This is a genomic window from Streptomyces sp. MspMP-M5 (genome assembly GCF_000373585.1).
Taxonomy (GTDB): domain Bacteria; phylum Actinomycetota; class Actinomycetes; order Streptomycetales; family Streptomycetaceae; genus Streptomyces.
This window is the reverse complement of the sequence record NZ_KB891881.1, coordinates 115,007-128,434: the sequence shown is the minus strand read 5'-3', so window position 1 is coordinate 128,434 and position 13,428 is coordinate 115,007. Positions and strand designations below refer to the sequence as shown.

At 69.2% G+C, this 13,428-nt stretch carries 9 protein-coding genes and 1 pseudogene; 6 read left to right on the top strand and 4 right to left on the bottom strand.

The annotated features are described in order from the left end of the window. Positions 1–23: 23 nt before the first annotated feature. Positions 24–851 (top strand): SDR family oxidoreductase, encoded by an 828-nt coding sequence (locus tag B073_RS0111105; RefSeq protein WP_018538168.1) that lies wholly within the window; start codon positions 24–26, stop codon positions 849–851. 45 nt (positions 852–896) lie between these two features. Here the strand turns inward: B073_RS0111105 and B073_RS0111100 are convergent, their stop codons facing one another. The 3 genes from B073_RS0111100 to B073_RS43880 form a co-directional block, all read right to left on the bottom strand. Further along, a complete protein-coding gene (locus tag B073_RS0111100; protein ID WP_018538167.1) occupies positions 897–1,463 on the bottom strand; it encodes an AAA family ATPase in 567 nt (188 codons plus the stop codon). A 90-nt stretch (positions 1,464–1,553) separates the two neighbouring features. Continuing rightward, complete coding sequence (locus B073_RS0111095; protein WP_018538166.1) at positions 1,554–2,846, bottom strand: glycosyltransferase; 1,293 nt, start codon at positions 2,844–2,846, stop codon at positions 1,554–1,556. A 47-nt stretch (positions 2,847–2,893) separates the two neighbouring features. After that, the gene (locus B073_RS43880; protein WP_078507977.1) at positions 2,894–3,829 is read right to left on the bottom strand and encodes a class I SAM-dependent methyltransferase; all 936 of its coding nucleotides are present in this window, start codon (positions 3,827–3,829) and stop codon (positions 2,894–2,896) included. A gap of 569 nt (positions 3,830–4,398) precedes the next feature. On the opposite strand from B073_RS43880, the gene B073_RS0111090 reads away from it, so the two are divergent. After that, a complete protein-coding gene (locus tag B073_RS0111090) occupies positions 4,399–7,932 on the top strand; it encodes a hypothetical protein (RefSeq protein ID WP_026247265.1) in 3,534 nt (1,177 codons plus the stop codon). A gap of 97 nt (positions 7,933–8,029) precedes the next feature. On the opposite strand, the pseudogene B073_RS39760 reads toward B073_RS0111090, so the two are convergent. After that, positions 8,030–8,272: pseudogene (locus tag B073_RS39760) on the bottom strand (SAM-dependent methyltransferase); the annotation flags it as partial. Positions 8,273–8,420: 148 nt separating this feature from the next. On the opposite strand from B073_RS39760, the gene B073_RS0111080 reads away from it, so the two are divergent. The 4 genes from B073_RS0111080 (at position 8,421) to B073_RS0111065 (ending at position 13,184) form a co-directional block, all read left to right on the top strand. Further along, positions 8,421–10,604 carry a trehalose-6-phosphate synthase gene (locus tag B073_RS0111080; RefSeq protein ID WP_018538164.1) on the top strand — a complete coding sequence of 728 codons (2,184 nt, stop codon included), beginning with the start codon at positions 8,421–8,423 and terminating at the stop codon, positions 10,602–10,604. A 96-nt stretch (positions 10,605–10,700) separates the two neighbouring features. Further along, the gene (locus B073_RS46325) at positions 10,701–10,937 is read left to right on the top strand and encodes a hypothetical protein (protein WP_018538163.1); all 237 of its coding nucleotides are present in this window, start codon (positions 10,701–10,703) and stop codon (positions 10,935–10,937) included. A gap of 483 nt (positions 10,938–11,420) precedes the next feature. Beyond that, positions 11,421–11,924 carry a universal stress protein gene (locus B073_RS39755; RefSeq protein ID WP_234025049.1) on the top strand — a complete coding sequence of 168 codons (504 nt, stop codon included), beginning with the start codon at positions 11,421–11,423 and terminating at the stop codon, positions 11,922–11,924. Positions 11,925–12,026: 102 nt separating this feature from the next. After that, complete coding sequence (locus B073_RS0111065) at positions 12,027–13,184, top strand: PP2C family protein-serine/threonine phosphatase (protein ID WP_018538161.1); 1,158 nt, start codon at positions 12,027–12,029, stop codon at positions 13,182–13,184. The last annotated feature ends 244 nt before the right edge of the window (positions 13,185–13,428 follow it).

Sequence of the window (13,428 nt, the reverse complement as noted above, 5' to 3'; positions counted from 1 at the left end):
AGAACGGGTTAACCTGACCGGTCATGAACATCCTGATCGTAGGCGGCAGTGGCTTCCTGGGCCGCGAGTTGGCCCACCAGGCACAGACGACCGGGCACACCGTGACAGCGACTTTCGCCACCCGCGCCGGCGCCATCGCCGGGATCCGCTGGCTTCCCATGGACCTCCGTCAGAGCAGGGAGATCGCACCGGTGCTCAGCGGGTCCAGGCCGGACGTGGTCATCAACGCGGCGTATCGCAAAGCCGACTGGGCCACTACGGCCGACGGCGCGATCCGTCTGGCGACGGCCGCCACCGAGTACGGAGCGCGGCTGGTGCACGTGTCCAGTGACGCCGTCTTCTCCGGGGCCGACGTACGCTACGACGAATCGGCCATGCCGGATCCGGTCACCCCGTACGGGGCTGCGAAGGCCGCGGCCGAAACGGCGATCCGCCTGATCGCCCCGGCCGCCGTCATCGCTCGCACCTCGCTGATCATCGGCGACGGCGGCTCCGTACACGAAACACTCGTCCACGATCTGGCCACCGGGCGCCGCGAGGGCATGCTGTTCACCGATGACATCCGGTGCCCCGTCCATGTCACCGACCTCGCGCAGGCCGTTCTCGAACTGGCCGCTTCCGACCGCGCCGGCGTGTGCCACCTTGCCGGATCGGATGCCGTCAGCCGTCATGAACTCGGCGCCCTGATCGCCGAACGCGACGCATTGGACACCTCCCGGCTGACTGCCGGCCGCCGCGCCGGCACCGGTTCCCCGGGAGCGTTGGACGTCCGCTTGGACAGCACGCGGACGCAACGCACCCTGCGCACCACACTGCGTGGCGCAGGCGACTTCCTGCGTCACGGGCGCTGACGCGGGCGGGTGCCGCGAATCCGTGGGGTGTCGTGCATGGGTGCGTCAGCAGTCCAGGGCGGGGAGGCCGGCCAGGCCGGTTTCCCGCATGATGCGCGCCACCGTGGTGGCCAGAGAACTGTCGCTGTCGATGACCGTCTCGACGCCGCCGGGCAAGAGATCGCGTTCCCGGTACCAGGCTCGCATCTCCGCCTCGCCGTACTCACCGGTCTGCGGTTTGGTGGCGTGCCGGGCGAGGGTCTCCGCGAACGGCACGTGGAGGTAGTAGTGGTGCGTCGCGCCGCGGTGGTCGGCGCGCAGTCGGGCGAGCATGGCGCCATAGCGGTCGGCGCCCAGGATGCCTTCGACCACGACGTGGAAGCCCGCATCGAGGGCGTAGCGGGCCGTCAGGTCGATCAGGCCGAGGTTGGCCGCGCCGGGTCGGTCATGTTCGCGCAGGACGATGCGGCGCAGGTTGTCCTGGGCGACGACGGCCAGACCACCGCCGAACTTCTCACGCAGGCCCGCCGCGACAGATGACTTGCCGGACGCGCTGTTGCCGCGCAGGACGACGAGTCGGCTCTCTTCGGTGCCCACCAACAGGAAGCCCAGGCTACCGGCGTCCACTGACATCGCCCAGGCACCAGCACTCGGCCGCCTTCGCGGTGGCTGCACCGCGGCATTGCGCTGCTGAATTGCCGCTACGCATCGCCGGGCCGGCCGTCAGGAGGACTCCACGACGGATTCCAGGACCTCGACGGCTCTTCCCACGCCATCTCGGGTGAGACTGCAAAGGCCGAACTGTTCGGCGCTTTCCTTCAGTTGGCCGTCACCGACGGCTCGACGGAGTGCGGCGGCCAGACGGTCCGCCGTGAGGTCGTTCTGCGGCAGAGGCGCCGGCGCAAGGCCGAGGGCATGCATGCGCCGCGCCCAAAAGGGCTGGTCGAAGGTGAACGGGCACACGACTTGCGGGCGGCCCGATCGCAGGGCCGATGCCGTGGTTCCGGCGCCGCCGTGGTGCACGATGGCAGCTATATGGGGGAACAGGCGGTCGTGCGGTGCCTCGTCGGCGAAGAAGACATCGTCGGAGCCTCGGCACTGCTCCTGTTCGGAGGCCATTGCCCCACCCCAGTCGGCGGCAATCACCGCCCGGACCCCGGCTTTGCGTACCGCGGCAAGGACGGCCCTGCTTCTCGCGACAGAACGGCTCACGACCATACTGCCGAATCCGATGTACACGGGCCGATCACCCGCTTCCAGAAACGAGCGCAGGTCCGCAGGCATGGACCACTCGTCGGTGATCGGCAGATGCCAAAAGCCCGTGGTGTGCGTGGTCGGAGGATAGCGAGGTGCGCCGGGCAGCACTCCGGGATCGAATGCCTGCAATACGGTGGCCGGCCGCCCATCAGGACGGAACAGGATGCTGGGCCCACGCGCCCGATTCGGCAATCCCAGCAATGCGCGTCGCAATCGCGTCACCGACGAGCCGTACAGGAGACGCACCAGCCACTCGGCGTAGGCATACGAGGCCCCGCTCAGCGAGGCGGGCAAGGGAACGGGTACCAACGGATTGACGAAGTCGGGTGTGGGCACCCAACCAGGCTGCAAACACACCGGCACAGCGGGCACCTTGAGCCACTCGGCGAGGTGATGCGCCTGCACCCAGGGCGCGAAGACCACGACGTCGGGACGAGGCAGTCCTTGGACCTTCGCAATCAGGTCTTCCAGCAGCTTCACGTAATACGGCCGGTTTCTTCTGAACCAGCGCATACCGCGTACCGCACCGCGAAGCCCGCGGCAATCCTCGTTGGCTCGCAGGACAACAGGATCGGCAAGGAGCTCAAGGGGCCCGTCCACCACAGGAACGTAGGGCACTCCTGCCGAGCGGGCCAATTCCCAGAGGGAGTTCGGGCCCATCAGTGTCACGTCGTGTCCGACCGCCATCAAACGGCAGGCCAAGGCCACATACGGCTGGACATCACCGCGCGTGCCATGGGACATCAGCAAGACCTTCATCGCAGCGATCCTCCCAGTTACCGGCCGCTCGGCAATGTCCCGTCACGTCAACCGGCTTCGGCCGGAAGAATCCCTACTCGAAGATGCCGTGCCGGGGGCTCCGCACCCGAAGACTTCATAGCCGAAGGCTCCATACGTGACAGCTGCCCGAATTGCGCCACTGCCGTAACCAGTACCAGAGCGTTACGGATACCGATGCGACTGAGGAGGGGAGCTACCGCGCCATGATAGAGACCTCTTCCTACGGACGGTAGGAGCTGACGGACAGAGGTAATCGCGGGATGCGCAGTGACCAGCCGTGGAAGCTCACTCCGGTTGATCGCCCACGGCATGGGTGGTGCCGGATATCCTCGCGCGGTGCGGACGGCGCCGGTAAAGGTATAGGCGCTGAACCAGCGTGGCACGGTGTCGAAGACGAGCGCGCCGCCGGGAAAAGCTTCGGCGCAGCCTGCGAGCAGGTCACGCACTTGGCGGGGCTGCAGGTACATCAGCAGCCCCTGGGCGGTGATGAGTACTCCTCGCGAAGGGTCGATCTCGTCACGCCAGGACAGATCGAGTGCCGAACACGCGAGGGTACGTCGGCGCTCGCTGTCCGGTAGCAAGGAGCGACGCAGTTCGGCGGTTTCGGGCAGCTCGACGCCGAGCCACTGGGCATGGCCGTTGTCACAGCGCCAGAACTGGGTTTCCAGCCCTTCGGCGAGTTGAACGACGGTGCCGTAGGGATGGGCGGCGAGGAAGTCTCTCACCACTGCGTCGAACATACGGACGCGCAATGCATGGCCTTGGGCGATAAGGCCGTTGGGGCGCCCGAAGCGCCGCTCGAAGGGGAAGTCGATCGTGTCGACCAGTTCCACCGCTTTGGGGTCGTGGAGTACCGGCCGGGGACGGCGCGCTTCCCACGCACGCTGATAGAGGTTCCACATCAGTGTTTCCGGGACACCGCTGAGGGTGACGGCGTGCGTAGTACCGATGCCACGGTCCATCGCGTTATTCCTCCCTCGGCTCAGCCGTCCCGCAGTGTTGGAGTGGCTCAGGATTGGGTCGTCCCTGGAAACCGCGTGGAGCAAACTCGCCGATGTTCAACACCTGCCAAGGCCCTTAACGTATTCCTTAGGAAGGAGGGAGATCGTGAAGAACACGCGGTCTCCAGCGCCATAGCACGTCGGGCCGGGCGGCGAACTGGACATCCGGCGTTGCCAGTCACTGTGCTTCCCATTGACATGCGCAAGGGCACGAAGGACTCCAAGGACTCCCATGGCTCCCCTCCCTCTGGAGGAGGCGCGGCGCTGCCCAGCGCACTGCACTGCAGGGAAATTTTCACCTCACACAGCAATAGGACTGTCCCCAAAGCGCGGTGAGGCTGGTGTCGGTGGCACTGGAGGGAGTGGAGTGGTCTGTTCTCTGCGTGGTCTGGTCACGGACTGCACGACCTGTCCAAATGCTCCACAAGAAGTTCGAGATTTGATCGAGCCTTCTTGCGTTACCTTCCTGCCGTCGCCTGACCGTCCGCCGTTGCGGCTCCTCTTCAGGCGTGAGGTCGATGGGGGGAACCATGGACATCGCACTTCCGACCGACGACACCGGTGGCCCGGCCCGCTGCTGTGTGTTTCTCTTCGACAACCGGACCGGCGGGCCCGTGTCCGGGGCGCCGGCCTTCCTCGAAGCCCAACTGACCGTTTCCGAACAGGGCTCAGGCGGCGGGGCGGGGGCTGCCGCCCGAGCCGACAGATCGGTGCGCATGCCGCTGGGCCTGCTCGGCAGTGACCACGCCGGGTACTGCTCGTGGGACCTGGCGCCGCTGTGGCGGCAGGCGCGGCAACTGGCCGAGCGGCCCGACGGTGCCACCGCGGAGGTACGGCTCGACCATGTCTGGCTGTACCTCGGCGGTCCGCTGCAGAGCGCGGTGGACGTCCTGGCCGAGGCCGACGAGGAGGCTCAGGCACTGGTCCTGCGGCTCGGGGTGGACCGCGGTGGCGTCTTCACCGGTTCCGCCGGCGGCTTTCCGTCGATGCAGTCGCCCTCGCTGCTTGACTGGTATCTCTCACCGGGCTCCTTCGCGTACGTACCGGCCGAACTCATCGGGCAGGACGGCTGTGAGACCCTGCTGCCGTCCAACGTCGCCACCCAGCAGTACCAGGTGCACCAGATCGTGACCGTTCCGGATCTCATGGCGCTGCTGGACTACGGTGCGCAGGAAGCGGCCCCCGTCGGGGGCGGCGGGACGGCCGACCGCATCGCGGGATTTCCGGTGCCGATCGCCCTGGTCATCAGCTACGACGTCACCTGGATCCCGGTGGGGCACGGGCTCGGGCAGGTCACCTACAGCCTCCCGTTGGCGCCGGGCGAGCAGGTGCAGCTCGCGATCGTGGACTGGTCGCGGACGTCGACCGACAGTCGGCTGGAGGACATCGCTCTCACGGACGACCTGGAGCACGCCCTGACTCGTGACCGGACGGTGGACGAGGTGGTCAAGGGTGCCGTCAACGAGTGGCAGCGTGGTGGGTCGGTCATGGCCGGCGCGGCGGGTGCGGCGTCGCTGGGCATGTTCGGCGGCTCGGCCGCGCTCGGTGGCGGCTATGCCACGACGACCGGCGACCGCAGTGTCTCGGTGGACACCGTGCAGAACCTGCACGATCAGATCAGGCAGCACTCCACCTCCGTACGCGATATGCGCAGCACGGTCGTCGTGCAGTCGCGGCAGGCGGAGGCGTCCACCGCGCAGACCCGGACGGTACGCAACCACAATCACGCGCATGCGATGACGCTGCTCTACTACGAGGTGTTGCGGCACTTCCGGGTGCTCGTCGAGCGTGGCAGGGTCCGGCCGGCCGTTCTGCTGCCCGCGGGGTCTCCGAACCTCGACGACGAACTGGTCATCGTCCGCTACCGCCGCCTGCTGGCGGCCGGGTTGCTCGACCCGCAGCTGGCCGGCGGATTCGACGCGGTGGAGAAGTACGCTGCCTGGCGGGAGCTCCAGCCCGAGGTGCCGGTGCCGCCCGACCCGGGCAGTGTGGAGTTCATCCTCTTCCAGTTCCGCTTCACCATCGGTGGCCTGTCCAGCTTCCAGGACCGCGTGCCCACGACGGTCACGCTGACCCAGCGCGCACCGGACGGTGCCCAGAAGGACACGAACCTCGTCCGCCCGCAGCACAGCGACTGGGACCCCGATCCGACGCATCTGCAGAATCCCGGAGACTTCCAACACACCAACGCGGTGGTCGACCTCGCGGGTGTACCCAGGTCCGACGAGCGGGTCAACTGGCGTGATCTGCGGACGATTTCGGTGACGATGATCCCTCCTCACACGGAGGGCAGGAACGACGACGTCGCCGTGGAGCATCTGGTCGTCACGGCCGTGGACACCGCGGGCAACACCCATCTCCTGGTCGACGAGCCCAGCGGCAAGCTCTTCCAGAAGCCGTCCACGACCTGGGCACTGGCCGCCCGCCAGGCACCGGAGCCGGCCCCCGCACCGACCCCGTTCCAACGGCTCAGCGACGAGGAGAACCTGCTGCGGATCCGGCTGCGCAGACACTTGGTGCAGAACCGTGAGCACTACTACCGGCTGATCCGGCTCGGGGAGGATCCCAACGCCCGGTGGACGGATCTGGCAGGCAGCCGCCTCACCGTCGGGGCCACCACGCGTCCACTGTTCCAGGCCATCGAGAACCGCGCCCTGGAAGTGCTCGGGGACGCCACGGCCTTTCCGCTCGACCCGGCCCTGTTCGAGGGCTCGGGCGAGGGGCGAGTGCGCCTGCCCGAGGTGGCACCTGCGCGCAGCGAGCAGTTGGTCAGTCTGCCCACCCGCGGTGTCTTCGCCGAGGCCAAACTCGGCCACTGCAATGCGGCGGAGGTCATCGACGACACGCGTTTCTGGGACTGGCAGAAGTCGCCCGACCCGGACAGTGCCCCGCAGATCGCTCCGGTGTCCACGGCGAGCCGCGAGGTGGTCGTCCCCACCACGCCCTCGGGGCTGCCGGCGTCGGCGGTCACCATCGTCCAGCCGCCGCAGGCCCCCGACCCGGTCGGCATGGCGGCAGCGCTGCAACTCCTGGGCAAGGGCGACATCTTCCGCGACGAGTCGATGCAGAAGGAGGTCGCCGCGCTGCTGACCTCACTGGCGAGCAACGCGGCCGGGCTGGCCGGCAAGAACCCCGGTACGCCCGGTGGGCCCGGAACGCCAGGGACGCCCGGAACGCCCAGCACCGGTGGGACGCCGGGCGCAGGACCGGGCGGCAGCGGTGCGGGAACCGGCGCGCCAGGCGCGGGAACGCCGGGCGGCGGTACCGGAAGCGGAACCGGAACGGCCGGCAGCCCGACCCCAGGCACCGGCGGAACGGTCCCCAACCCGGGCGGCGCCCCCGGTACGCCGGGTCCCGGTACACAACCCGGCTCCGGCGACGGCGGATCCGGTACACCGCACCCGCCTGCTCCCGCGCCACGTCCCACCCCGCGGCCGCCGGTGCCGATCAGTTCGGACAACCGATCGTTCGTGTTCAGTTTCGCCCCGGTGAGCTTCGGCCCCAGCGAAGCGGACTGGGAACGCGGCAGGTTCGCCATCGCCGTCTTCCAGGACAACAGGCAGGTGCTCGGCCAGGACAACGTGGTGCCCGCGGCTCCCAGCGTCATCCTCAACGGCAAGATCGCCCCGGACAAGCCACTGGACATCGTGGTCGACGGCTCGTCCACCCACTGGGTGACCTACCCCTCGATCTACTCCTCCGCCATGGCAGGGAATCCGGCCACCGTGGGTACCCCGCCCGGCCTGCTGATCACCACACATCTGGTCGGCAAGCTCACCCTCGCCGGCCTGGATCCCAAGCAGCGCAGTTACGTGTTCTCGATCCAACGGGACGTCAAATTCACCTCGGTCACCCTCAGTGAGCAGCAGATCCGGCAGCAGGGCCTGGAGACGGCGGTGTCGGGACAGATCAACGCCAGCTTCGACAAGGTGATTTCGTTCGGTGCGGGCCTCAGTTCGTCCGAGACCTCGTCGACCAGCAGCGGCACGACCACCAACAAGACGGACACCGTGCCGGTCACGTTCTTCACCGGACTGATGACCATCAACCCGGTCAAGAACTGACTGCCGTCGGCAACACGCGTTGTGCGATCCGTGCCGCCTGCGCAGGCGGCACGCAGGCCACCCGCCCGACTGATCGATCGGTCGGTCGGTCGGGCGGTCAGGCGGGTGTCTGTCGCCGGAGCAACTTGCCCCTGCGCACCAGCAGATGGCCTCCGCGGAACCGTTCGTTCTCGCTCGGCTCGCCCAGCATCCGGCCGATCTCCACGAACCTGGCTTCGCCGGCCGGCGCCACCAGGTCGTCGATCGGCCATCGGTAGGCTGTCGCCACCTTGTGATCGAACGCCGTCACCGGTTCACCCTCCGACTCGAAGAAGCCGAGCAGGAGGTGGCCGCCGGGCGCGAAACCGCCGAGCCCTGTCGACCACTTCCCCCGTCGCCATGGCTTCCGTTGCGGGACGGTCTGTCGCCTCCGCGCTTCGCCCTGGCATCCTGACGGCGAGGCCCAACGGCCGTACCGACAACGACACACCGACGACGAGAGGGTCCCCATGGCCGACGAAACGAGCCAGGCCGACGCCGGTGTGCGGTCGGCGCATACACACATCAAGGTCTTGGTGACCGACCTGGACGGCACCCTGCTCGGAGGGGACGAGGACGAGCGGCGACGGTTACGCCAGGCACTGGACCGGCACCCGGAAATCACCGTCGTCTTCGCCACCGGACGCGGTCTGCCCTCCGTCCAGGCACTCCTGGACCGCGATCCCCTCGTCCCGTCGCCACGGTGGATCATCGCGGACGTCGGGGCGAGCGTCGTCGACGCCACCGACATGAGCCACGTCGACGTCCTGGAAGCCCAGCTCCGGGCGGGCTGGCCCGGCCACGACCACGTTCGCACGGCCCTCGCCCGCCGCTTCCCCCAGCTCAGACACCAGGAGGGAGTGGCACAGGACGGCCGCTGCTCCTTCTATCTGTCCCCGCAGCACCTCACCGGGCCCCTCAAAGCGGCCGTCGAGGACCTGGGGTGCTCGTGGTCGTACTCCGAGGGTCGTTTCTTCGATGTCCTCCCGCCCCAGGCAGGCAAGGGCCCGGCCGTCCAGCAACTCGCCCGCAAACTCCAATGGCCCGCCTCCGGGATCCTCGTGGCCGGTGACTCGCTCAACGACCTGTCGATGTTCCGCCTCGGCGCCCACGGAGTGATCGTCGGCAACGCCGAACCGGGCCTGTCCACCCAAGCGCCCACGACCGCCCGCGTCTTCCGGACCGTCCGACACGGAGCCGCCGGGGTCCTCGCCGCCCTGGAACGCCTGGGGTGGTTACGGACCCCCTCGCCGGTGGTCATCGCCTACCACCGCCCGCCCGCGCAGTGGTCCCTCGGCCAGTGGCACCGCCCCTTGAGCCCCAACGGAATCCTGCCGGCTCTGACCTCCGCCCTCACCGACGAAAGCGCCCACACATCCTCCGCGGTCTGGGCCGCCGCCGTCGTCCACGACGGCCCGGCAGCCAGTGTCCCCGGACCTCCCGCCAACCTCCTCATGGCACTGCTACCGGTCCCGTCCCTGCGGTGGGCGGGGTACTTCCACGGTGCCTGCAAGGAGACCCTGTGGCCTGCGCTGATGTCCCAGCCGCAGCTGATCCGGCACACGACGCCCCAGTGGGCCGCCTACGAGGCGTTCAACGAGGACTTCGCCCATCACATCGGCGCGCACGCGGAACACGGTGGGACGGTCTGGCTGCACGACTACAACCTCTGGCTGGTCCCCGGCATCCTCCGGTCCCAACGGCCCGACCTGCGCATCGGCCTGTTCCACCACACGCCCTTTCCCGACCCCGACACCTTCCGGCAGCTCCCCGTGGCCGAGCAACTGCGCTCTTCCCTCGATCAGTTGGACTGGGCCGGCTTCCACACAGCCGCCTCCGCCCGCAACTTCCAAGACCTTCTCACCGACCGTTCCGACCGTTCCGACCGTTCCGACCGTTCCGACCACTCCGAACGCCTGCCGTGCATCGGCGTCCACCCCCTGGGCATCGACCGCCAGGCCGTCGCCGGCATTGCCCGCTCCCGCCGGCCCCACCGCCCCACTCCCGACGACGGCGCCATACTCGTCCTGTCCGTCGAACGCCTCGACTACGCCAAGGCCCCGGTCCAGAAGATCCATGCCCTCTCGGCACTCCTCGAACAGTGCCCCGGACTACGTGGGCGGCTCCGTTTCCGCCTGATCTGCCCACCACCCGAACCAGGCATCCACGCCTACGACGCCACACGCGCCGCGCTCGAGGACGCCATCGGCACACTCAACGCCCGCTGGGGAACGGAAGACTGGACACCCGTTGACTACCGCCCCCAGTCCCTGCCCTTCCCCGAGGTCGTCGACCACTACCTGGCAGCCGATGTGTTCTGGGTGACGTCTCTCGCCGACGGCATGAACCTCACCGCCCAGGAATACATCGCCGCCAAGTCGGCCACCGATCGTCCAGGCACCCTCGTCCTGTCCAGCCAGGCAGGAGCCGCCGAACACTTCGGTACGGCCGCCCTGCTGACCGACCCGCACCGTCCCCAGGACCTGGTCGACACCCTCCACCAGGCCCTCGACATGACCCCTGCCCAGCGACAGACACACATCACACGTCTCGCCGCCCTCCTCACCACTCCGTCCCCCGCCGCCTGGGCCCGGACCATCATCGCCGCCATACGCCGAGCAGGCGGCGGCTCACAGCCGGGAGCGCCCGCATAGCGGCTCCCGCCTGGAGGTCCTCGCGCTCGTCGGAGGCAGATCGTAGGCGCGGGGAGGGAACCTGGCCGAGCGTCATAGGGGCCGTGGCCGAGCGTCATGAGGCGTGCCGGCATCGCCCTGGCCCAACGTCTGGACACCCTCGACTGGGACGTCGTCGTCCTGGAGAAGGCTCCGGGTCCGCGCACGCAGGGCCCGCCGCGGCCAGCGGACATACCGGAGACGGCGAGGGGACGGTGGCCGGTGCGGCGGGCCAGGCGGCCGGACAGGGCGGCGGCGAACGTGGTCGTCGCCACCACCGGCAACAGGGCCACTCCGGTCACCGGAGCGCTGTAGCGGCGCTGTCTTTGAAAGTCGAGACTGACGGTGAACACCCTGCCGTAGAAGGCGAAGTTGAACAGCAGTCCGATGGCGGCTCCCCCCCTCGGGCGTGAGCGCAGCAGGCGTGGCGGCAGTACAGGCAGGCGCGCCAGATGTTCGCGTGCGACGAAGGCGGCTGCGCACAGCGCCGAAAGCCCCGCCAGGGCGAGGACGGCCGGGTCGAGCCGGCCGCGCCTGCCTGCTTCGTTGAGGGCGGCGGTCAGCAACGCCACCATCGCCGCGACGGCGCGCTGGGCCGGCCAGTCCAGGGGCCGGGCAGTGTGCCGGGGCGAGGGGCCGACGCACCGTAGGGTCAGCGCCAGACAGTCGGCACCAACCGGCAGGTTATGACTTCCGGCCTCGGACTTCTGGCCTCCGGTCGACCCGGCTGTCGTCCGGTGAATCGGCTATCCGGCTGATGCCGCCGGCCCCCGCACCTCCTACTGTCGAAATTCCCCGATGACGATGAAGAAGACGAGGAAGAAGAAGGAGTGCAGTGCTATGTCGACAGTGGTCAAGCGTGTGGTGGTCGGCGTGGACGGCTCGCCCGGCAGCATCGCCGCGCTCCGGCAGGGTGCCCAGGAAGCCGCACGCCACAAGGCGCTGCTGTGTCCGATACATGCCTGGGCACCCCCGGGCGGCGAGGCGGCGGACGCCGTTTGTCCGGCGCCGGCGGACGTGCGCGCGCACTGGCAGCGTGACGCCGACGGCCGACTGGCACGGGCCTGCCAGGAGGCGTTCGGAACCGTTGGGAACGGGGCACGTATGCGGCCCAGGACCGTCCGTGCGCCGGCCGGAATGGCCCTGGTGGCATTCGCCGCCCAGGACACCGATGTGCTGGTGGTGGGCGAGAACAGGCACGGGCCCGTGCACCAACTGCTGCACGGCTCGGTCAGCCGCTACTGCCTGCGGCACGCGCACTGCCCGGTGCTCCTGGTGCACTCCACCGACGACGAGACGTGAGCGGCCGTGTGGGCGGCCCTGTCCCATCGGGCGATGGCTCCCGCCGGCGGAAGGCGCATGAGCGAGGAGCGAGGCGCATCACCTACCGGTCCCGTGGGCACGATGGACACGATCATCCGGCAGCGCCGGCACCTCGACGGCGGCCTGCCGAACGGTGGCGGGCTTGCACACCGTGCGCCCGCGGACGGCGTGGTGCTCTCGCGCCAGGCATGGGCGCCCTTCCTGCCCTGGGCGCTGTTGGTGGTGCTGGTCGCCGTCGATGTGGCGCTCCCTGACTGGGTGGTCATCGCTCCCGCGCTGGCGGCGGTGCCCGCACTGGCCGCGGCAGTGGGACGTCGGGGGTGGTACCCGCTGGAGCTTGGCGTGGTCACCGCCGCCGCCAGCTTCATCGACGCCTCCCGCAGCCATGGGATCTTCGTCGTCGGTCATCTGGCCACGTTGGATGCGATCGCGCTGACCACGGTCATCGGCTGTGCCACTGTCGGGGCGCGGGCGCGCCAGGAGCGGGAACTGGCCCAAGTCCGCGTCACCGCCGAGGTGGCCCAGCAGGTCCTGCTGCGTCCGCCGCCCCCACGGTTGGGGCCGGCGCGGATCGCGGTGGACTACTCGGCCGCGGCTGCCTGCGCCCGTATCGGCGGGGACCTCTACGACGTGGCGCTGACCCGCTGGGGTGTGCGGGCCCTGATCGGTGACGTACGCGGCAAGGGCCTGTCGGCGGTGTCCACCGCCTCCGTGGTGCTGGGCGCCTTCCGTGAGGCGGCCTACGACGAGCGCTGCCCGTCGGCGCTCGTGCGCAGGATCGCCTGCTCGCTGGACCGCAGCCTTCCGCCGTGCACGGAGGAGTTCGTCACTCTGGCGGTGCTGTGTCTGCCGTCATCGCCGAGTGGGCGCAACGCCGACCTTCAGGTGGTCAACTGCGGGCACCCGGCTCCCCTGCTGCTGCGGTCGGGCCAGGCACCGGAGGCGTTGGCTCCTCCGGAGCCGGTACCGCCACTGGGCGTGCTGTCACCCGAGGACGTGCGCCCGCCGGTGCTGCATCATCCGGTGCGGCGCGGCGACGCGGTGCTGCTCTACACCGACGGCATCACCGAGGCCCGCGACGCTGCCAGGCGGTTCTATGCGCTGCGGCAACGCCTGGCCACGCTGCAGATGGGCGACCCGGACCAGCTGCTGACCCGCCTCCACGCGGATGTCCGGGCGCATACGGGCGGCTCGCTCGACGATGATGCCGCGGCGCTGCTGCTGCGCTACGAGCCATGAGGCAGCCGGCTGCACCTGCGCGATGGAGGGCCCGGCGGATGCCTGCGGAAGGGCGAGCGGCGGAGGGCAGCAGGTACCGCCCGGTGTCGTACGTACGGAAGACCGCGGCGGACGTCGGGCATCCGAGAGATTCGGCAGGGCGTCCTTTGATCCGACGGCCCGTCATCACCGTGGCTGGGGGCTGCTGTTCGCTACTGTCGCAGCATGCACCCTCGCAGCGGCGACCGCCCGCATGGCCGCCTGG